The following is a 19,856-nucleotide window of genomic DNA, read 5'->3' as shown; positions in this document are numbered from 1 at the left end:
CTCAGGGGAGCAGATCGGCCGGGTGTGCGGCGCCTTCGCAGCGTAGAGTGACACGTGTCTCTTCGCGTCCCGGGCCACGGCTGCGGAGCCTCGGCCGGTGATCGCCGGCCGCCAGGGAAGGAAGCCTCTGATGGTTGGTGCCGGAGACCAGGATTCGCCCGTGGTGGAGCTGCCCGCGGGCACGCTGCGCGGCCGTACGGAGGGCGCGGTCGCGGTGTTCAAGGGGGTGCCGTACGCCGAGCCGCCCGTCGGCGACCTGCGGTGGCGCCCGGCACGGCCGCACCCGGGCTGGAGCGGGACGCGGGACGCCACGGCGCACGGTCCCAGCGCCCCGCAGATGTTCCTGGAGGGCGGCGACCCGGTCCTCGGCGGCCATGGCTTCCCGCCCTTCGACGAGGACTGTCTGACGCTCAACGTCTGGACCCCGTCCGCCGACACGGCGGGCCGGCCGGTGCTGGTCTGGATCCACGGCGGCGGCTTCGTCTCGGGATCCGGCTCGATGCCCCACTACTCCGGTGAGACGTTCGCGCGCAACGGCGACCTCGTCGTGGTGACCATCAACTACCGGATCGGCCCGCTGGGCTACCTCGCCTTCGGCGCGGACGCCGACGCGGAGCCCGCCAACTTCTGGCTCACCGACCAGGTCGCCGCGCTGCGCTGGGTCCACGAGAACATCGCCGGGTTCGGCGGCGACCCCGGCAACATCACCGTCGCGGGCCAGTCCGGCGGCGCCGTCTCCACGGCGGCGCTCGCCGGCCACCCGGAGGCCCGGACCCTGTTCCAGCGCGCCATCCTGCAGAGTCCGCCGTTCGGGCTGCACATCCCCACCCGCGCGGAATCCGCCGAGCGCACCGCCGTCTACCAGGAGATCCTCGGCGCCAAGGAGATCGATGAGCTGCGGGCCGTGCCCTGGCAGCGGCTCATCGAGGCGGGCGGGGAACTGTTCGGGCGCACCATGCGCTGGGGCTACTGGCCCACACCGTTCCTGCCCGTCATCGACGAGGCGACGCTGGCCCGGCATCCGGTCGAGACGCTGCTCGAGGGCGCCGGGTCCGACATCGACGTGCTGATCGGCTGGACCAGGGAAGAGGCCAACTTCGGGTTCGGGCTCGACGAGCGGTACGCCGCCGCCACCCGGGACCAGGTCGTCGAAAGGGCCGCGGACACTTTCGGTGACCGGGCGGCGGAGGCGTACGCGGCCTACGAGTCGGTACGGCCGGGCGCACGTCCCGTGGACGTGCTGATGGATCTGATCTCCGACGAGCTGTTCCGCGTACCGAGTGTGGAACTCGCCGAGCGCCGGGCCGCCCAGGGCCGTCCGGTCTGGGTCTACCAGTTCGACTTCCCGACGCCCGCGCACGACGGCCGGCTCGGCGCCGCCCACTGCCTGGAACTGCCCTTCACGTTCAACAACTTCGACCAGTGGTCGCACGCGCCCTTCCTGGAGGGGATCCGGCCGGGGGTCCGGGACGGCCTCGCCTCGGCCATGCACCAGGCGTGGATCTCCTTCATCCGCACCGGCGACCCGAACCACCCGGCACTGCCGGCCTGGGAGCGCTACGACGGGCAGTCCCGTACGACCATGCGGTTCGACTCGGTGACCAAGGCCACCGAAGACCTCGCGGGGGACTCGCGCAGATTGCACAGCTCGGCGCGCGACTGATAACGCGTGTAACCTGATCTCTGAACCAGTGTGCTCATGGGCCGGTGTGCCCATGAGCGCCCCACCGGTGAATTGATCAAGGAAGTCATGGCCAAGGACGCTCCCGCTCAGCCGCCACGGACGATCACCAGCGCGGATGTGGCGCGCCTTGCCGGGGTGTCCCGGGCCACGGTGTCCTTCGTGCTCAACGACACCCAGGCGCACCGGGTCAGCGAGAGCACCCGGGCCCGGGTGCTGACGGCCGCCGATCAGCTGGGCTACGTCCCGCACGCCGCCGCGCGTTCGCTGCGTGCCGGACGCAGCAACCTGGTGCTGATGCCGTCATCGGTCTCCGCGATCGGCCGGCTGGTCAGCGACTGGGTGGACGATCTGCACAGCGAACTCGACCGGCGCGGCTACACCGTCGTGCTCCACGCCGGCCGGTTCCCCGACGCCGTCACCGCCGCCCGTGCCTGGGCCGAGCTGCGGCCGGCGGCGGTCTTCGCGCTCTCCGAGGACTCCTTCACCCCGGAAGCGGCCGATCTTCTGCAACGGGCCGGAATCCGCGGGCTGCTGGCGTTCGCCGCCCGCCCGCTGGCCGGCGCGCACACCATCACGTTCGACCACGCGGACATCGGCGCCGCCGCCGCCGAACACCTCGTCGCGCGGGGGCGGCGCAGGATCGCCGTGCTGATGCCGCAGGAGCGCGGGCTCAGCGCCTTCTCCGAACCCAGGCTGGCCGGAGCGCAGCGGATCGCGGCGTCGAGCACGGCGACGGTGACCGCGGTGGAGGTGGCGTACACCCAGGACTCCGTAGCGCAGCTGGCGGAACGCTGGCCGGGGCTGGGTCTGGACGCGGTCTTCACGTACAACGACGAGTACGCGGCGCTGCTGATGCACGCCTTCCAGAACGCGGGCATCAGCGTCCCGGAGGACGTGGCGGTGGTCGGTGCCGACGATCTGGTGCTGGCCTCGCTGCAGCGCCCGCCGCTCACTTCCATCCGCCTCAACCTGCCGGGGCCGGGCGTCATCGCCGAGACGCTCCAGCAGCTGATCGAGCACGGAACGGCGGAGCCCGTCGACCCGGTGGACGTCACCCTCATCCACCGGGCGTCCTCGTAGCGTCACGCCCGGTTCAGCTGTCGCGCCGCTCCCGGGCGAGCAGCGGGGCGAAGGCCCACCAGAGCAGCAGCGACGTACCCGCACCGGCCAGCGCGCCCGCGACCGTGTCGCTGAGCCAGTGCGCGTGCAGCCAGGTGCGGCTCCACATCATCAGCGCGACGAACAGCCCGCCGGCCAGCCACCAGGCCCGGCGCCGGGCGAGCGGGATCAGCACGACGCCGACGATCACCACCAGGGTCGCGGCGCCTGCGGCGTGGCCGGACGGGAACGAGCCGTGGTCGACCCTGACGAGCGGGTGGGCGGGCCGCGGCCGGTCCACCACGTGCTTGAGGACCTGGACGACGAGCATGTTCGCCGCGAGGTAGGTGGTGAGCAGATACAGCACGGACCACCAGCGCCTCAGGACGAGCAGCGCCACCAGGAGCGCCAGCGGAACCACCACGCCGAGCGGTCCGCCGAACCAGTTCAGAACCGTGGCGACCGCCTCGTAGAGACCTCGGTGCGGTCCTCCCATCCAGCCCAGCCACCGCTCGTCCAGCCCCTGGAAGAAGGGGTGCCGGACGTCGGCGCGGGTCGCGAAACCGATCAGCGCGGTGGCCAGCACGCAGACCAGCGCGAGGGGCAGCACGCGTGGTCGCGGGGGAGCGGCGGGAAGCTGGCGGTCCCCGGCGGCGGTCGGGAGCTCGGGAACGGCGGTCGATGTGTCGGTCACGTGGTGCCTCTCGCGGCCCGGTCCGCGGGGGCGGACGGACGGGGAAACGGATGAACGGGGAAACGGATGAACGGATACGGATGCGCTGCGGACGAAGGACCGGGGTGGCGTGCCGCGAGCGGCGGCCGGGGGTCCGGCCGCCGCTCGCGGAAGCGTCCCGCCCGGGTCAGGGCTGGAACGGGCCGTTCAACCGGCCGGCGATGAAGGCGACGCTGTCGCCGACGATCGAGACGATGTCCGGGGAGCCCAGGAAGATGTGGTCGGCGCCGTCCACCGGCGTGAGGGTGACCTCGCAGCCCGCGGTGCGCAGTTCCGCGGCGAGGAGCTCGCTCTGGCTGTAGGGCACCAGGCCGTCCTTGGTCCCGTGGATCAGCAGGAAGGGCGGGGCGCCCGCGCCGACATAGGTGACGGGGCTGGCGGCCCGCGCCAGGTCGGTCCGCTCGTCCTCGGTGCCGCCGAGCAGCGCCGCGAACGGGTTGGGGTACTCGGCCGCGCCGGGCGGTGACGGCGGCATCGGGTGGGCGAGCAGCGAGGCGATCTCGTGGACCCCGTACCAGTCGACGACGGCCTGTACCGCCGTCGGCTCACCGAGGACGCCCTCGGTGCCCTCCATCGCGGCGCCACCGGGCCCGTCGGCGGTGGTGAGCCCGGCCAGTGCCGCCAGATGACCGCCGGCCGACTCGCCCCACACGGCGATCCGGTCGGTGTCGATGCCGAAGCTGCCGGCGAAGCGGCGGATGTAGCGGATCGCCGCCTTGACGTCGTGCAGCTGCGCCGGGAACGGCGCCTCCAGGCTGTGCCGGTAGTCGATGGAGACGAGGGCGAAGCCGGCGCCGAGGACCGAGCCGTGCAGCAGCTCGACGGGCACGGTGGGCGGCGGGTAGCGCCGGTCGCCCTCCATCCAGCCTCCGCCGTGGATCCAGAGGACGACCGGCGGGGGCGTCGCGCTCGCGGGCACCTGGACGTCGAGCAGCCGCGGCCGGTACCCCGGCGAGGTCGCGTAGGTGACGCCCTCGAACCGGGTCACGCCGTCGTCGCCCACCACGGGCGGAACGGGGGCCAGGAAGGGCGGCGGGGGCCACCCCAGGTCGAGTTGGGCTGGCGGTGACTGCGTCATTCCGGTCCCTTTCCATCCAGGTCGATCGACATGTGTCCGCGGCGGCGCACGGCCGTGTGCTCGGCGGAGACCACCGCGGACGGCCGCGCACGGCGGTGAGGTCCACGACGTCCACGAAGTCCACGAGGTCCACGAGGTCCATGAGGGCGCGGCGCACGGGAGTGCGCGGCGGTTCACGGCGCCGGTGAAATACAACATCCTGCAACTTTTGCCCGAAATGCCTTGCGCTCGGCGCGGAGGGCTGCCTAGCATGTTACACGTGTAACAACGATCCGTACCGGCACTGACCCCAGAATTTCGGTCCAGTTGAATCCGAGAGGCGGCGCAGGAGCCGGAGGACGTTGCACGAGCGACACAGGCGTCCGTCCCCCCTCGCCTCGCATCCCGCCCCGGGAGTCCCGCGATGCTCACCGTCACCGCGTTCACCGTCTCCGCTCCGTCCATCCCGCCGACGGAGCCCACTCCGCCGATGCGGTCCACTTCGTCGGCGCTGCCCACGCCGTCGGCGCTGCCCACGCCGTCGGCGCCGTCCACGTCGTCCGCGCCGCCGGTCCTGCCGGCGCCCGCCGGCGCCGGGCCGTCGCGGCGCCGGCCGTCCGCGCCGCCTCCTTCGGGCCGCGCGCTCGTCCACTGGGTGCTGGCACCCGAGGTGGCGGCCGTCCCGCGGATCCGCCGGCGGCTGCACCGTGTCCTGCTGGACTGGCGCATCCATTCCGACGTCGTCGACGCCCTTCTGCTGGTCGTCACCGAACTGGCCGCCAACTCCGTGCAGCACGCCGGGCCGTCCACCGAGCGGCTGCGCGTCACCGCGGCCGTCGGCGGTGGTCAGCTGTGGCTGGACGTGAGTGACGGGGAACCGTGCCCGCCCCGCGTCGGGGCGGACGTCGATCCGGACGCGGAGTGCGGGCGCGGTCTGCTGATGGTGAACCTGCTGGTCGACGAGGCGTGCGGCTCGGTGGAGGTGCTCCCGTACGGCGGGCGGGGCGCGGGCGGTGGCGCCGGGAAGACCGTCCGGGTGCGGGTGCCCGTCGCGCGGTGACGGTCACCCCGGCCGCTCCGGGTGGCCGCCCTGGCCCGTCGCGAGGTACCGCTTCCGTCACCGTCCGTGACGAAACCTGTTCTTAACGAGAACCTTTATAGCGAATCATTGACTGTCGTCATTTTGGCGAGATACTGGCTCCACTCTCCCCGCTGCCCCGAGATTGAGGTGCCGCCCCATGGAGCTCTCTCCGTCCGCGCATGCCGATACCTTCTGTCGCGACCGGCTGCCACCGTTCGCCCAGTGGCCCGAACTCAGCTTCGACCTACCGGAGTTGGCGTACCCGACCCGGCTCAACTGCGCGCAGTCGCTGCTCGACGACGCCGTCGCCCGCTGGGGTCCCGACCGGCCGTGCCTGCTCACTCCGACCGGGCGATGGACGTACGGGGACCTCCTGCGGCGCGCCAACCAGGTGGCGCAGGTGCTCACCGAAGACCTGGGCCTCCAGCCCGGGAACCGCGTGCTGCTGCGCGGCCCGAACAATCCGTGGCTGGTCGCGTCCTGGTTCGGCGTCCTGAAGGCCGGCGGCGTCGCTGTCACCACCATGCCGCTGCTGCGCGCCGCGGAACTCGCCGAACTGCACGACATCAGCCGTCCGGTCGCCGCCCTGTGCGATCACCGCTATCTCGAAGAGCTCGACGCGGCCGCCGCCGCAGGCCTGACCGTCGTCCCCTACGGCGGCACCGGGCCGGACGACCTGGCGGCCCGCAGCGAGACGAAGAGCGGCTCGTTCGTGAACGTCGACACCGCCGCGGACGATGTGGCGCTGATCGCCTTCACCTCCGGCACGACGGGACGACCCAAGGCGACCATGCACTTCCACCGGGACGTGCTGGCCAACGCCGACACGTTCTCCCGGCATGTCCTCCAGCCCCGGCAGGACGACGTGTTCACCGGAACGCCCCCGCTGGCGTTCACCTTCGGGCTGGGCGGGCTGGTGGTGTTCCCGCTGCACGTCGGCGCGGCGACCCTGCTGATCGAGCAGGCCACGCCGACCCAACTGGCCGACCTGGTGGCCGAACACGGCGTCACGGTGCTCTTCACCGCACCCACCGCCTACCGCGCGATCATGGCGGCAGGCGTCGCGGACCGGCTGGCCGGCGTCCGCAGATGCGTCTCCGCGGGCGAGGCGCTGCCCGCGAGCGTCTGGGAGGAGTTCCGCGCCACCACCGGACTGCACATCATCGACGGCATCGGCGCGACCGAGATGCTGCACGTGTTCATCTCCGCCGCCGACGGCGACATACGCCCCGGCGCGACGGGCAAGCCGGTTCCGGGCTACCGGGCGGCCGTCGTCGACGAGACGGGGGCGGCGGTCCCCGACGGGCAGCCCGGTCTGCTCGCCGTCAAGGGCCCCACCGGCTGCCGTTACCTGTCGGACCCACGGCAGTCGGAGTACGTCAGGGACGGCTGGAACATCACCGGCGACACCTACATCCGGGACGCCGACGGGTACTTCTGGTACGTGGCCCGCAGCGACGACATGATCGTCTCGTCCGGCTACAACATCGCGGGTCCCGAGGTGGAGAAGGCGCTCGTCGTCCATCCCGACGTCGAGGAGTGCGGCGTGGTGGGCGCCCCGGACGGCAGACGGGGCATGGTCGTCACGGCCTATGTCGTCCTGCGGCCCGGGGTCGAGGCCGGCGCGGACACCGTCAAGGCGCTGCAGGACCACGTCAAGCGGACCATCGCGCCCTACAAGTACCCCCGCGCCATCGAGTTCGTCACCGCGCTGCCGCGCACCAGCAACGGGAAGCTGCGCCGCGGTGAACTGCGCAGGATGGCGGTGGACGGTGCGGCGGGCGGCGAGCCGGCCCTGCCCAGCGTGACCGTCGAACGGCGGGTCGAGTGGCCGGACACGGACGCGGCCGGGCACTACCACCACTCCACGGTGGTGCGCTGGGTCGAGGCGGCCGAAGCGGTCCTGCTGCGCAGGCTCGGCCTCGGCCATCTCTTCGGCAGCATCCCCCGGGTGCACTTCGAGGCGGACTACCGGGAGCGGCTGTGGTTCGGCCAGGCCGTCCGCACCGAGCTGCGGATCACCAAGGTGGGTACCAGTTCGCTGCATTACGCCTTCACCGTCCGCGGTGAGAGCGAGGACGGGACGGCGGACGGGGACGGGGTCGCCGCCACCGGGCGTATGACGATCGTCCACTCCGCCGCGCGCGCCAAGGGATCCGAGCCCTGGCCCGACGACGTCCGCCGGCTGCTGTCGACGGCGGGCGCACAGGCTCCCGAGCTGTTCGCCTGACCGGCGCGAGCGGGGCGGGACCGCACCGGTCACGGCCCTGGCGGCGTCCCCGCCATGTTGCAATATTGACGATCGCAGAAAATGCGGCATATCTTATGTCGCAGAACCACGAGGAGGACCCGTGCGCGTAGCAGTCATCGGAGGAGGGCCCGGCGGGCTGTACTTCGCAGCCCTGGCCAAGCAGCTCTCTCCGCGATGGGACGTCACCGTCTGGGAGCGCAACGCCGCTGACGACACGTTCGGCTTCGGGGTGGTGTTCTCGGACGAGACGCTCGACGGCATCGCGCAGGCCGACCCCGAGATCTTCGCCGCCATGTCGGAGGAGTTCGCCCGCTGGAGCGACATCGACGTCTGTTACGGCGGCCAGGTCCTCACCTCCGGCGGGCACGGCTTCGCCGCCCTGGGACGCAAGCGCCTGCTGCAGATCCTGCAGCAGCGCTGCGCCGCACTCGGCGTCGACGTCCGCTACAGCACCCAGGCGCCGCCGGCGGCCGAACTCGCCGCGGAGTACGACCTCGTGGTGGCCTCCGACGGGGTGCGGTCGGCGACCCGGGAGCACTTCGCCGACCGCTTCGGGCCGGATCTCGACGAGCGCGGGTCCCGCTACATGTGGCTGGGCACCGACCGGGTCTTCGAGGCGTTCACCTTCATCGTCGCCGAGGCGGACTTCGGCACCCTGCAGGTCCATGCCTATCCGTTCGACGGGAAGCGCAGCACCTTCATCGTCGAGATCGACGAGGCGGCCTGGCGGCGCGCGGGCTTCGACACGTTCGCGGCCCGTGACCTGCCGCCCGGCACCAGCGACGAGGAGAGCATCCGGCTCTGCGAGGAACTCCTCGCGGACCACCTCGACGGGCACCGGCTCCTGCCCAACAACTCGAAGTGGCTGCGGTTCACGACCGTGCGCAACCGCTCCTGGCAGCACGGCAACGTCGTCCTGCTGGGCGACGCGGCGCACACCGCGCACTTCTCGATCGGCTCCGGCACCAAGCTGGCGATGGAGGACGCGCTCGCCCTCGCCGCCTGTCTGCATGAGCACCCGGACGTCCCCGCGGCGCTGAGCGCCTACGAGGCGGAGCGCCGGCCGGTGGTCGAATCCACCCAGCGCGCGGCCCAGGCCAGCCTGGAGTGGTTCGAGAACGTCGGCCGGTACACCGGCCAGGACCCGCACCAGTTCGCGTTCAACCTGCTCACCCGCAGCCGCCGCGTCACCTACGACAACCTCCGGGTGCGCGACGGGGAGTTCACCGCGGCGGTCGACTCCTGGCTCGCCGAGGCGGAGGAACCGCTGACCGCGGCGGTGCGGCCGGGGGCGGTGTCCGTGCCGCCGATGTTCCGGCCGTTCCAGCTCGGTGGACTGCACCTGCGCAACCGGGTGGTCGTGCCGCCCACGGCGCTGTACACCGCACGCGACGGTGTGCCGGGGGACTTCGACCTCGTGCACCTGAGCACCCGGGCACTCGGCGGCTCGGCCCTGGTCTTCGCGGGGATGACGGCCGTCAGCCCGCAGGGGCGCGCCACTCCCGGCTGCCCGGGGCTGTACACCGACGGGCAGGAGGCCGCCTGGCGGCGGATCACCGACTTCGTCCACCAGCAGTCGGACACCTGCCTGGGCATCCAGCTCACCCACGCGGGACGCCGTGCCGCGACCACCACGCCCCGCCCCGACGGCGGTTCGGGACCCCTCGGCGACGACGGCTGGCCGACCATCGCCGCCTCGGCGCTGCCCTGGAACGAGGCGGACCCGGTGCCGCGCGAGGCCACCCGCACGGACATGGACGAGATCGCCCGGGACTTCACCGCCGCCGCGGAACGCGCCCACCGGGCCGGATTCGACGTCCTGGAGCTGCAGTACGGCCACGGCCATCTGATGTCCGGCTTCCTCTCCCCGCTGACCAACCTCCGCACCGACGCCTACGGCGGCACGCTGGAAGGACGGCTGCGCTTCCCCCTGGAGGTGCTGCGGGCGGTGCGCGCCGTATGGCCCGCGGGGAAGGCGCTGGTCATCAGGATCTCCGCGGCGGACTGGGCCGAGGGCGGCACCAGCGAAGCCGACGTGGTGGAGATCTGCCGCGCTCTCGCGGACGCCGGGGCGGACGCGCTCGACGTCTCCACCGGTGAGGTCGTCGCCCATGAGCGGCCGCGCTACGGGCGCAGCTACCAGACGCCGTTCGCCGACCTGGTGCGCAACGCCACCGGGATCCCGACCATCGCCGTGGGCGCCATCTCCACCTACGACGACGTCAACTCGATCATCCTGGCGGGCCGCGCCGACCTGTGCGCCGTCGGCCGGGCCCAGCTCCACGACCCGCTGTGGACCCTGCACGCCGCCGCGGCCCAGGACTACACCGGGCCGGGAGCGACGTGGCCGCACTCGTGGAAGGCGGGCAGCGGCAAGCCGCCCGGCGCCCGCACCGACCGGGTGCCGCCCCGGCTCCAGCTGCTGCGTGAAGCGCCCGTGCCCGTGCACCAGCGCTGGCTGCCGCGCCCGGGGGCCGGGCTGCCGGACGCGGACCTGTCCGGCGCGACGAGCGGCCGCTGACCGTGCCGACCACCAACCGGGCGCCGCTGACCGGGCCCACCACCGCAGAAGCAAGGAGGACCGGATGCTGAACCTGCCCCGTTTCACCGCCGCCGCGGTCCAGGCGTCCCCGGTGTACCTGGACGCCGGCGCGACCGTCGACAAAGCGATCGCCCTCATCGGGGAGGCGGCCGGCAACGGCGCCACGCTGATCGTCTTCCCCGAGGTCTTCCTCCCCGGATACCCGTACTGGAACTGGACGATGAACCCGGTCCAGGGCTCCCCGTGGTTCGAGCGCCTGTACCGTTCGTCGGTCGACATCCCGGGACCGGAGGTGGACGCGCTGCGCGCGGCGGCCCGCCAGTACGGCATCGTCCTCGTCATCGGCGTCAACGAGCGCGGGGCGCACAGCCTCGGCGTCCTCTACAACACGATGCTGACCATCGGCACCGAGGGCGAACTGCTCGGCGTGCACCGCAAGCTGGTGCCGACCTGGGCGGAGAAGCTGACCTGGACCGGCGGCGACGGCAGTTCCCTGCAGGTGCACCGGACCCCGATCGGCCCGCTCGGCGTCCTGGCCTGCGGCGAGAACACCAACACGCTGGCCCGCTTCACGCTGCTGGCGCAGGGCGAACTCGTCCACGCCTCCAGCTACATCGCCCTGCCGGTGGCACCCGAGGACTACGACATGGCGGACGCCATCGCGGTCCGCACCGCCGCGCACTCCTTCGAGGGCAAGGTGTTCTCCGTCGTGGCCTGCTCCACGATCTCCCCGGAGATCGTGGACACCATCGCCGGCGACGACCAGGAGGTGCGCCGGATGCTCGCCCGCCCGCGCAGCGCGCTGTCCGGGATCTTCGGCCCCGACGGCCGCCCGGTCACCGAACCGCTGATCGACGACGAGGGCATCGTCTACGCCGAGATCGACCTCGGCAAGTGCATCCAGCCCAAGCAGATGCACGACATCACCGGCCACTACAACCGCTTCGACGTCTTCCAGCTCCACGTCGACAACCGTCCACGCCGGCCGGTGACCTTCGCGACCGACCCCGCACCGGCGGCTCCCGGCCCGGACGCCAAGGACATCGCGGAACTCAAGGCACTCAAGGACCTCAAGGCACTCAAGGACCTCAAGGAGGAGATATGACCGCCGAGAACGACGACACCATGCTGGGACGCGCCCGCGTGTCCGACACCCCCGAGCTGACGGCGTACTACGGCGAGCTCGCCGGCCTCGAGGCCGGCGCCCTGTGGACCGTCGCCAACGAGATCGAGCCGTGGTTCCCGCAGCCGAAGTCCGTGCCCGTGCTGTGGCGTTACGAGGAACTGCGGCCGCTGGTCCACAAGGCGCTCGACCTCGTCAAGGCCGACGACGCCGGGCGGCGGGTCGTCATGCTCGTCAACCCCGGCCGCAGGGACGTCAGCGCCGCCGCGGGACTGCTCTACACCGGGCTGCAGATCATGGGCCCCGGCGAGGCGATGACCGCCCACCGGCACCAGGCCGCCGCGCTGCGCTTCGTCCAGGAGGGCACCGGCGCCTGGACGATCGTGGACGGGCAGAAGCTGAAGGTCGGCGCACGCGACTTCGCCATCACCCCCAACGGCACCTGGCACGAGCACGGCAACGACTCCGACGACGCGCCCGTCATCTGGCAGGACGGCCTGGACATCCCCCTGGTCAACGCCCTGGACGCGGGCTTCTACGAGGTCCACCCCGACCTCTACCAGACGCCGGGAAAGGTGATCAACTCCTCCGTTCTCACCTACGGCGGCAACCTCCTGCCCTACGGCGTGGAGAAGTGGACGAGGCCGTACTCGCCGCTGCTGGCCTACCCCTGGGAGCCGACCTACGCGGCGCTGCGCGACCTGGCGAAGGCCACGGCGGGCTCCCCGTACGACGGCGTGATCATGGAGTACACCAACCCGCTCACCGGCGGATCCGTGATGCCCACCATGAGCGCCCATATGCAGCTGCTGCGCCCCGGCCAGGCGACCCGGGCCCACCGGCACACCGGATCCGTCATCTACACGGCCGCCAAGGGCCACGGAGTCTCGGTGATCGCCGGGCAGCGGTTCGCGTGGAAGCAGGGCGACATCTTCTGTGTGCCGTCCTGGGCCTGGCACGAGCACGAGAACCTCGATCAGTCCGAGGACGCCTGCCTGTTCTCGTTCAACGACTTCCCGGTGATGCGCTCGCTCGGGTTCCACCGCGAAGAGGCGTACACCGCGAACGACGGCCACCAGCCCGTCACTTAGGCCTACTCGGCACTCAGGCCCGCCCGTCACCCGACGGGCCCGCCACCCAGGACGGCCCGCGCCGCCGGATCCGCCGGCCCTGACACCGGCTCCGGCGCCGGAGCCTCCGGGGACACTCCTGTCGCGCCGACACCGTCCCCGGCCAGGACCGGCGGTGTCCTCCTGATGGGGACACCGCCGGTTCACCCCCCGCCCGCCCGACCCCGACGCACCCCGTCCCACCCTCGCAAGGAGCAGCCATGCGCCTGATCACGTACACCCACAACGACGCGCCCGACCGGCTGGGCGCCCAGCTCGACGACCGGGTGGTCGACCTCGCCGCACTGGCCGGGCACGCCGGGACCGAGCTCCCCGCCGACCTGCTCTCCTTCATCCGGTCGGGATCCACCGCCCTGGACGCGGCCCGGGAGCTGCTGAGCGGCGACCCGGCCGGCTGGCCGGCCGGCGCGGTGCACCCCCTCGCCGACGTCGAACTCCGCGCCCCGCTGCGGCCGGGCAAGGTCGTCGGCGTCGGACTGAACTACGTCGAGCACGTCGCGGAGTCCAGCCGCACGCTGGACACCGCGAAGGAACTGCCCGACCGGCCCGTGCTGTTCGGGAAGCCCGCCACCGCGATCACCGGCCCCGGCCGGCCGATCCTGCACAACGCGGACCTGACGACACAGCTGGACTGGGAGTGCGAACTCGCCGTCGTCATCGGCCGCACCGCCTTCCGCGTCTCGGAGGCGGACGCCTGGGACCACATCTTCGGCTACAGCATCATCAACGACATCAGCGCCCGCGACCAGCGCCGCTCCGGCCAGTGGTTCTTCTCCAAGGGCCAGGACTCCTACGCGCCGTTCGGCCCGGCCGTGGTCACCGCCGACGCGGTGGGGGACCCGATGGCGCTGGACCTGTCGCTGCGGGTCAACGACGTGATCAAGCAGAAGTCGAACACCCGGCACATGCTCTTCCCGATCGCCCGGCTCATCGCGGACATCACCTCGGGCATGACCCTGGAACCCGGCGACGTCATCGCGACCGGCTCCCCGTCGGGCGTCGGCGCCGGCATGGTCCCGCCGGAGTTCCTCCAGCCCGGTGACCTGGTCGAGGCCACGATCGAGGGCATCGGCACGCTCTCGAACCCGGTGATCGACGCCCGTTGACCCACCGTCATCAGCCAACCCCCGCACCGAAGGAGCGCACCGCCTTGTCCCACCGCAGCTACCGGATCGGCCAGATCGTGCCGAGTTCGAACGTCACGATGGAAACCGAAGTGCCCGCCATCCTGCGCGCCCGGGAGACCATCGCACCGGAACGGTTCACCTTCCATTCCAGCCGGATGCGGATGACCCACGTCACGCCGGAACAGCTCAGGGCCATGGACGCCGACTCCGACCGGTGCGCCCTGGAGCTCTCCGACGCCCGGGTGGACGTGCTCGGTTACGCCTGTCTGGTGGCCATCATGAGCATGGGCCTGGGCTACCACCGCGTCTCCGAGAGCCGGCTGCACGAACGCACCGCCGAGAACGGCGGAGCGGCCCCGGTGGTCACCAGCGCCGGCGCCCTCGTGCACGGGCTGCGCACCCTCGGCGCCAAGAAGATCGCGCTCGTCGCCCCCTATATGCGCCCGCTCACGCAGACCGTCGTCGAGTACCTGACCCACGAGGGCTTCGAGGTGCTCGACTACGAGGCGCTGGAGATCCCCGACAACCTCGACGTCGCGGCCCACGACCCGGCCCTGCTGCCGGACATCGCGCGGGCGCTGGACTACGAGGAGGCCGACGCCGTCGTGCTCTCCGCGTGCGTGCAGATGCCCTCGCTGGGCGCCATCGACCAGGCCGAGCAGCTGCTCGGCAAGCCCGTGGTGTCCGCGGCGGTGTGCACCGCCCACCAGCTGCTCCGCGCGCTGGACCTGCCGGCGGTCGCACCCGGAGCGGGACACCTGCTGTCGGGCGGCTACGCCGAGGTGCCGATCCTCGGGCAGGAGGTGGCCGCCGGGTGACCGCCGGGGACGCCGCCGGGTGCCCGTGGGCCCGCTGTCCGGTCCGGCCGGACCGGCCGGACGTGCCCTGGGGACGGGCCGAGGGCGTACGGCTCGGTAGGATCGCCTCCGCACACGACGGAAGGCGATCATGTCGGACAGCTCGACCCGGCCCAGCTCCCTGATCAACACGGTCTACGGGGCCTTCGTCCGGCATCTCGGCGGATGGATCTCCATTGCCGACCTGATCGTCCTGATGGCGGAACTGGACGTGGACGGCCCCGCGGTGCGGTCGGCGATCTCCCGGCTCAAGAAGCGGGGCATTCTCGAACCCGAGCGGCAGGGAGCGACCGGGTACCGGCTCAGCCCCGCCGTGCACGCGATCTTCGACGAGGGCGACCGGCGGATCTTCGGCAGCCTGGAACCGGCGAACCTCAGCGACGGCTGGGTGATGGCCGTCTTCTCCGTGCCCGAGTCCGAGCGCGCCCACCGCTACCAGCTGCGCACCCGGCTGACCTGGCTGGGCTTCGGGAACACCGCGGCCGGCGTGTGGCTGGCGCCCGGCCGGCTGCTGGAGGACGCGCGCAACACGCTCGAACGCCTCGGGCTGAGCGACTACGTCCATCTCTTCACGGCCGACTACGCCGCGTTCAGCGATCTGCGGACCGCCGTCAGCTCCTGGTGGGACTTCCCGGCCATCGAGGCGCAGTACGAGGCGTTCACCGGCACGTACGCGCCCATCGCGGCCCGGCTGGCGGAGCAGTCCGCCATCGATTCCACCGAGGCCTTCCGCGCCTATGTGCCGATGCTGACGCAGTGGCGCCGGCTTCCGTATCTCGACCCCGGCCTGCCCGCCGAGCTGCTTCCCGGTGACTGGAACGCGGTCGAGGCCCGCCGGGTCTTCCAGCAACTGCACGAGCTGCTCGCCGAACCGAGCCTGCGCCATGTGCGCAAGGTGACGGGTTCCGAAGCGCCGTAGACCGGGCTTCCCGCGGGGCGAAATCCCCGTTAATCCACCCTGTGGTATCACGTGTAACCCGCCATCTTCAGTAGTGCGGTGCAGTCTATTGACACGTGTAAATTTCGTATGTTCTTCTTCTGGCTGTAGCTAAATCAGCTCGATAATCTTCGCTGGAGCCGCGCAAGCGGCCATGCCCGCCGCGTAGTCGCACCGCCTGTGGCGGTGGCCCGGCCGGGGGATTCGGCGCAACCCGCCACCGCCCTCCGTTCCGCGACCCGGCATTCAGGATCTCTCTCGCCATCGCCGCCGAGGCGCCCTCAGCGCTCCCCAGATCCTCCCTTCGTACAACTTCCGATGAGGTGAGCATGGCAATATTCCGGCTGGTGATCCGGCGGCTGCTGTCGTCGACTCCGCTGCTGTTCATGGTCTCGGCCCTGACGTTCGTGCTGGTGTCACTGGTGCCGGGGGACCCGGCGCGGACGATCGTCGGGCAGCACGCGACCGAGGAGCAGTACCGGACCGTCCGCGGCCAACTGGGCCTGGACGAACCGCTGCCGGTGCAGTACTGGCACTGGCTGGTGCGGGTGTTCCACGGCGACCTCGGCTCCTCGCTGTTCAGCGGCGAGCCGGTCACGTCGGTGCTGAACAACCGGCTGCCGGTATCGCTCTCCCTGATCGTCGCGGGCACCGTGGTGTCCGGGATCCTTGGCGTGGCGCTGGGCCTGCTGAGCGCGCGGCGCGGCGGCTTCCTGGTCAGGATCGTGGACGGGCTGTCGCTCATCGGCCTGGCCGTCCCGGCGTTCTGGCTCGCGCTGGTCCTGATCGCGGTGCTGGCGGTGCAGTTGCGCTGGTTCCCGGTGACGGGCTACGTACCGTTCGCCGACGACCCGGCGCAGTGGGCGCGCTCGCTGGTACTTCCGGTCATGTCGCTGTCGGTGGGCGCGGTGGCGATCATCGCCAAGCAGACCCGTGACTCGGTGCTGGACACTTCCACCCGCGACTTCATCCGGGTGATGCAGGCCAACGGCTTCTCACCGCGCTCGATCCTCTACCGGCACGTGCTGCGCAACGCGGCGCTGCCGGTGGTGACCGTCCTGGGCGTGGTGCTGGTCAGCCTGCTCTCCGCCGCCGTCTTCGTCGAGACGGTGTTCGCCATGCCGGGCCTCGGCAGCCTGACGCAACAGGCCACCATCCAGCACGACATCCCCCTCATCCAAGGAGCCGTCTTGTACATCACGGTGCTGGTGGTCCTGGTCAACCTGCTGGTGGACCTGGCCTACGGCCGCCTCGACCCGCGGGTGCGTGCCGCATGAACACCGCCGCGAAGAGACCGGGCCTGCTGGCCCGGGTCGTGCGCCGCCCGTCGGGCGCGGCCGCCATCGGCTGGCTGGTGCTGCTGACCGCGGCCACCGCCGGGGCCTCGTTCACCGCCCCGCGCGGGCCGCTGGACCAGGATCTCGGTCATGTACTGGCCGGCCCGTCGGGCGGCCATCTGCTCGGCACCGACAACCTGGGCCGGGACCTGCTGAGCCGGCTGTTGTTCGGCGGCCGCTCCACGCTGCTGGCGGTGGCCGAGTCGCTGCTGGTCTACCTGGTGATCGGCACCGTCCTGGGGCTGGCCTCGGGGTATCTCGGCGGCTGGGTGGACTGGCTGGTCACCCGTACCGCGGACCTGATGTTCGCGCTCCCGGGCATCATCATCGTGCTGGTCGTCCTGTCGGTGTTCCCCGGCAACCTGCACGCCGCGATGATCACCTTCGGGGTGCTCGGCAGTCCGGGCCTGATCCGGATCCTCCGCTCGCAGACCCTCGGCATTCGCGAGGAGTTGTACGTCGCCGCCGCGAAGGTCGCGGGGCTGACGCGCTCCCAGATCCTGCGCCGGCACGTGCTGCCGCGGATGACCAGCATGGTCATCGTCCAGGCGGCGCTGTTCTCCGCGATCGTCGTCACCATCCAGGCGGGGCTGGGCTTTCTGGGCCTCGGGGCGCAGCCGCCCAACCCGTCCTGGGGCGGCCTCGTCGCCGACGCCTCCCAGGCCATCGACCGTGATCCCTGGATGCTGGTCCCCGCGGGCATTCCGCTGGTCATCACCGTGATCGCGCTGGGTCTGCTGGGGGACGCGATCCGCGACGCGGCCATCGAGGGCTGGTCGGTCTCCAAGATGGCGGCTCCACAGGGCCGCACGGTGCCGGCGGCGAGGGCCCCCGAGGCCACCGGGTCCCCGGTGGAGGGCGGCGGCGAACCGGACGCGCGGGCGCTGCTGTCGGTCCGGAACCTGTCCGTCGAGATCGGCGGCATCCCCGTCGTCCAGGGAGTGTCCTTCGACGTCATGGCGGGGGAGACGCTGGGCGTCGTCGGCGAGTCCGGGTGCGGCAAGTCGGTGACGGCGCTGGGCGTCCTGGGCCTGGTGCCCGGGGGCGGCCGGGTCGCCGGCGGCCAGGTGGTGTTCGACGGGGTCGACCTGGCCGGATCCCCGGCCGAGCTGGCCCGGGTCCGTGGCTCCGGGATCGCCTATGTGTCCCAGGAACCGATGGTGGCCCTCGACCCGACCTTCCCGGTCGGCCGTCAACTCGCCGAGGCCGTACGGCGGCACAGCCGCACGGACCGGCGGACGACCCGCGCCGCGGCCCACCGCCGGGTGATCGAGCTGCTCACCATGGTGAACATCCCCGACCCGGCGGCGGTGGCCGGCCGCTATCCGCACCAGCTGTCCGGCGGGATGGCCCAGCGCGTCGCCATCGCGCTCGCCCTGGCGGGCGACCCGAAGCTGCTGATCGCCGACGAGCCGACCACCGCGCTGGACGTGACCGTCCAGGCCGAGATCCTGACGCTGCTGCGCGGGCTGCAGGCCGGGACGGGGATGGCCGTGCTCATCGTCACCCACGACTGGGGAGTGGTGGCGGACCTCTGCCACCGGTCGGTCGTGATGTACGCGGGGCAGGTCGTGGAGCAGGCGGACGTCGAGTCGATGTTCGCCCTGCCGCTCCATCCGTACACCGCGGGCCTGCTGGCGGCCAACCCGCACCTGGCCGGCGGCGGAGAGCCGCTGCCGACGATCCCCGGCACGGTGCCGGCCCCCCGCGACTGGCCGCAGGGCTGCCGGTTCGCCGCCCGGTGCTCGCTCGTCACCGACGCGTGCGCGGCGGCGCCGGTCGCCCTCACCCGGCCCGTACCCGACCGCCTCACGCGGTGCGTCCATTCCCAGCAGCTCCTCGTGGAGGGCACCCCCAGATGACTCCGCAGACCATCCTCGACATCCAGGATCTGACCGTCGAGTTCCGCCAGGGCCGGCGTACCCCGCCGTTCCGTGCCGTGGACTCGGTGTCCCTGAGCATCGCGGCGGGGGAGACCGTCGGCCTGGTCGGCGAGTCCGGCTCGGGCAAGTCGACCATCGGCCGGGCCGTGCTCGGGCTCAACCCGGTCCGCTCGGGCCGGATCCACTTCGAGGGCACCGACATCACCAGCGCCCGGCCGGGCGTCCGGCGGGAGCTCAGCGCCCGGCTGCAAGTGGTCTTCCAGGACCCGTACTCGTCGCTCAATCCGGCCCGCACCATCGGCCGGACACTCGCCGAACCGCTGCTGGTGCACCGGAAGGTCGGCGCGGCGGAGACCGCGGAGCGGGTCACGGAGATGCTGGCGCGGGTCGGGATGCCCGCCGACACCGCGAGCCGGTACCCCGGGCAGTTCTCCGGCGGGCAGCGGCAGCGGATCGCCATCGCCCGCGCGCTGATGCTCTCGCCACGCCTGGTGATCTGCGACGAACCGGTCAGCGCACTCGACCTGTCCATCCAGGCCCAGGTGATGAACCTGCTGGCCGATCTGCAGAGCGAACTCTCCCTCAGTTACCTGTTCATCGCCCACGACCTCCCCGTCGTCCGGCACCTCTCACACCGCATCGTCGTCCTCTACCGCGGCCAGGTCATGGAGTCCGGGCCCGCCGACGCCGTCTACGCCGATCCCGTGCACCCCTACACCCAGGCGCTGCTCGCGGCGGTCCCCGAGCCCGATCCCCGGGTGCAACGGGCCCGCAGGGCCGACAAGGAGGCGGCCGGCGCCACCGTCCTGTCCACCCAGCCGCCCGCGGCCACCGGCTGTGCCTTCGCGCACCGCTGCCCGCACGCGATCGACATCTGCCACAGCCTGCGCCCCGAGCTGCTGCCCGTCCCCGGCGGCGAAGCGCCGGGCGGGGGCGGACCGCCGCCTGCCATCGCGCCGCGGACCTGCATCCGCTGACCGTTCCAGCACATTCAGGAATCACAGGAGAGGAAGTGC

General features: G+C 71.9%; 15 protein-coding genes and 1 pseudogene. 14 read left to right on the top strand and 2 right to left on the bottom strand.

Annotated features, from left to right (window positions below; translation table 11 throughout):
• Window positions 1-130: 130 nt before the first annotated feature.
• Both LNW73_RS02240 and LNW73_RS02235 read left to right on the top strand, forming a co-directional pair.
• A complete protein-coding gene (locus LNW73_RS02240) occupies window positions 131-1,663 on the top strand; it encodes a carboxylesterase/lipase family protein (protein WP_250988638.1) in 1,533 nt (510 codons plus the stop codon).
• An 87-nt stretch (window positions 1,664-1,750) separates the two neighbouring features.
• On the top strand, window positions 1,751-2,764 hold the full coding sequence (locus LNW73_RS02235) for a LacI family DNA-binding transcriptional regulator (protein ID WP_250988637.1): 1,014 nt from the start codon (window positions 1,751-1,753) through the stop codon (window positions 2,762-2,764).
• A gap of 13 nt (window positions 2,765-2,777) precedes the next feature.
• Here LNW73_RS02235 and LNW73_RS02230 read toward each other — a convergent pair whose 3' ends face one another.
• Both LNW73_RS02230 and LNW73_RS02225 read right to left on the bottom strand, forming a co-directional pair.
• Window positions 2,778-3,476 (bottom strand): phosphatase PAP2 family protein, encoded by a 699-nt coding sequence (locus tag LNW73_RS02230; RefSeq protein ID WP_250988636.1) that lies wholly within the window; start codon window positions 3,474-3,476, stop codon window positions 2,778-2,780.
• Window positions 3,477-3,642: 166 nt separating this feature from the next.
• Window positions 3,643-4,593, bottom strand: coding sequence for an alpha/beta hydrolase fold domain-containing protein (locus LNW73_RS02225; RefSeq protein WP_250988635.1), 951 nt, complete (start codon window positions 4,591-4,593; stop codon window positions 3,643-3,645).
• A gap of 403 nt (window positions 4,594-4,996) precedes the next feature.
• Here LNW73_RS02225 and LNW73_RS02220 point away from each other — a divergent pair, with 403 nt between their 5' ends.
• From LNW73_RS02220 to LNW73_RS02165, 12 genes and pseudogenes are all read left to right on the top strand, one after another.
• Window positions 4,997-5,632: an ATP-binding protein gene (locus LNW73_RS02220; protein WP_250988634.1), complete on the top strand. Its 636-nt coding sequence runs from the start codon at window positions 4,997-4,999 to the stop codon at window positions 5,630-5,632.
• A 178-nt stretch (window positions 5,633-5,810) separates the two neighbouring features.
• Window positions 5,811-7,436, top strand: a pseudogene (locus LNW73_RS02215) (AMP-binding protein); the annotation flags it as partial.
• Complete coding sequence (locus LNW73_RS02210; RefSeq protein WP_250992775.1) at window positions 7,413-7,883, top strand: acyl-CoA thioesterase; 471 nt, start codon at window positions 7,413-7,415, stop codon at window positions 7,881-7,883. The pseudogene LNW73_RS02215 and the gene LNW73_RS02210, both read left to right, overlap by 24 nt.
• 121 nt (window positions 7,884-8,004) lie before the next feature.
• Window positions 8,005-10,425, top strand: a complete 2,421-nt coding sequence (locus tag LNW73_RS02205; RefSeq protein ID WP_250988633.1) for a bifunctional salicylyl-CoA 5-hydroxylase/oxidoreductase — start codon at window positions 8,005-8,007, stop codon at window positions 10,423-10,425.
• A 64-nt stretch (window positions 10,426-10,489) separates the two neighbouring features.
• The gene (locus tag LNW73_RS02200; protein WP_250988632.1) at window positions 10,490-11,551 is read left to right on the top strand and encodes a carbon-nitrogen hydrolase family protein; all 1,062 of its coding nucleotides are present in this window, start codon (window positions 10,490-10,492) and stop codon (window positions 11,549-11,551) included.
• Window positions 11,548-12,660, top strand: coding sequence for a cupin domain-containing protein (locus LNW73_RS02195; RefSeq protein ID WP_250988631.1), 1,113 nt, complete (start codon window positions 11,548-11,550; stop codon window positions 12,658-12,660). Before LNW73_RS02200 ends, LNW73_RS02195 begins: the two co-directional genes overlap by 4 nt.
• Before the next feature lie 239 nt (window positions 12,661-12,899).
• Window positions 12,900-13,805 carry a fumarylacetoacetate hydrolase family protein gene (locus tag LNW73_RS02190; protein ID WP_250988630.1) on the top strand — a complete coding sequence of 302 codons (906 nt, stop codon included), beginning with the start codon at window positions 12,900-12,902 and terminating at the stop codon, window positions 13,803-13,805.
• A gap of 98 nt (window positions 13,806-13,903) precedes the next feature.
• On the top strand, window positions 13,904-14,644 hold the full coding sequence (locus tag LNW73_RS02185; protein ID WP_250992774.1) for a maleate cis-trans isomerase family protein: 741 nt from the start codon (window positions 13,904-13,906) through the stop codon (window positions 14,642-14,644).
• 130 nt (window positions 14,645-14,774) lie between these two features.
• Window positions 14,775-15,602 carry a PaaX family transcriptional regulator gene (locus LNW73_RS02180; RefSeq protein WP_250978992.1) on the top strand — a complete coding sequence of 276 codons (828 nt, stop codon included), beginning with the start codon at window positions 14,775-14,777 and terminating at the stop codon, window positions 15,600-15,602.
• A 347-nt stretch (window positions 15,603-15,949) separates the two neighbouring features.
• Window positions 15,950-16,897, top strand: coding sequence for an ABC transporter permease (locus LNW73_RS02175; protein ID WP_250978993.1), 948 nt, complete (start codon window positions 15,950-15,952; stop codon window positions 16,895-16,897).
• Window positions 16,894-18,819, top strand: a complete 1,926-nt coding sequence (locus tag LNW73_RS02170) for a dipeptide/oligopeptide/nickel ABC transporter permease/ATP-binding protein (RefSeq protein ID WP_250988629.1) — start codon at window positions 16,894-16,896, stop codon at window positions 18,817-18,819. The genes LNW73_RS02175 and LNW73_RS02170 overlap by 4 nt, the downstream gene beginning before the upstream one ends.
• Complete coding sequence (locus tag LNW73_RS02165) at window positions 18,816-19,817, top strand: ABC transporter ATP-binding protein (RefSeq protein WP_250988628.1); 1,002 nt, start codon at window positions 18,816-18,818, stop codon at window positions 19,815-19,817. The genes LNW73_RS02170 and LNW73_RS02165 overlap by 4 nt, the downstream gene beginning before the upstream one ends.
• Window positions 19,818-19,856: the final 39 nt, after the last annotated feature.

The sequence above is a fragment of the Streptomyces sp. RKAG337 genome (assembly GCF_023701715.1).
GTDB lineage: Bacteria > Actinomycetota > Actinomycetes > Streptomycetales > Streptomycetaceae > Actinacidiphila.
Note: the sequence above shows the minus strand (reverse complement) of the source record. Positions and strands in the feature narration are given on the sequence as shown.

What these genes read in the sequence shown, in the direction of transcription:
- LNW73_RS02180 (WP_250978992.1), top strand. Translation starts at nt 14,775, where the DNA reads ATGTCGGACAGCTCGACCCGGCCCAGCTCCCTGATCAACACGGTCTAC.
- LNW73_RS02235 (WP_250988637.1), top strand. Translation starts at nt 1,751, where the DNA reads ATGGCCAAGGACGCTCCCGCTCAGCCGCCACGGACGATCACCAGCGCG.
- LNW73_RS02200 (WP_250988632.1), top strand. Translation starts at nt 10,490, where the DNA reads ATGCTGAACCTGCCCCGTTTCACCGCCGCCGCGGTCCAGGCGTCCCCG.
- LNW73_RS02170 (WP_250988629.1), top strand. Translation starts at nt 16,894, where the DNA reads ATGAACACCGCCGCGAAGAGACCGGGCCTGCTGGCCCGGGTCGTGCGC.
- LNW73_RS02225 (WP_250988635.1), bottom strand. Translation starts at nt 4,593, where the DNA reads ATGACGCAGTCACCGCCAGCCCAACTCGACCTGGGGTGGCCCCCGCCG.
- LNW73_RS02165 (WP_250988628.1), top strand. Translation starts at nt 18,816, where the DNA reads ATGACTCCGCAGACCATCCTCGACATCCAGGATCTGACCGTCGAGTTC.
- LNW73_RS02195 (WP_250988631.1), top strand. Translation starts at nt 11,548, where the DNA reads ATGACCGCCGAGAACGACGACACCATGCTGGGACGCGCCCGCGTGTCC.
- LNW73_RS02190 (WP_250988630.1), top strand. Translation starts at nt 12,900, where the DNA reads ATGCGCCTGATCACGTACACCCACAACGACGCGCCCGACCGGCTGGGC.
- LNW73_RS02175 (WP_250978993.1), top strand. Translation starts at nt 15,950, where the DNA reads ATGGCAATATTCCGGCTGGTGATCCGGCGGCTGCTGTCGTCGACTCCG.
- LNW73_RS02220 (WP_250988634.1), top strand. Translation starts at nt 4,997, where the DNA reads ATGCTCACCGTCACCGCGTTCACCGTCTCCGCTCCGTCCATCCCGCCG.
- LNW73_RS02210 (WP_250992775.1), top strand. Translation starts at nt 7,413, where the DNA reads ATGGCGGTGGACGGTGCGGCGGGCGGCGAGCCGGCCCTGCCCAGCGTG.
- LNW73_RS02185 (WP_250992774.1), top strand. Translation starts at nt 13,904, where the DNA reads ATGGAAACCGAAGTGCCCGCCATCCTGCGCGCCCGGGAGACCATCGCA.
- LNW73_RS02240 (WP_250988638.1), top strand. Translation starts at nt 131, where the DNA reads ATGGTTGGTGCCGGAGACCAGGATTCGCCCGTGGTGGAGCTGCCCGCG.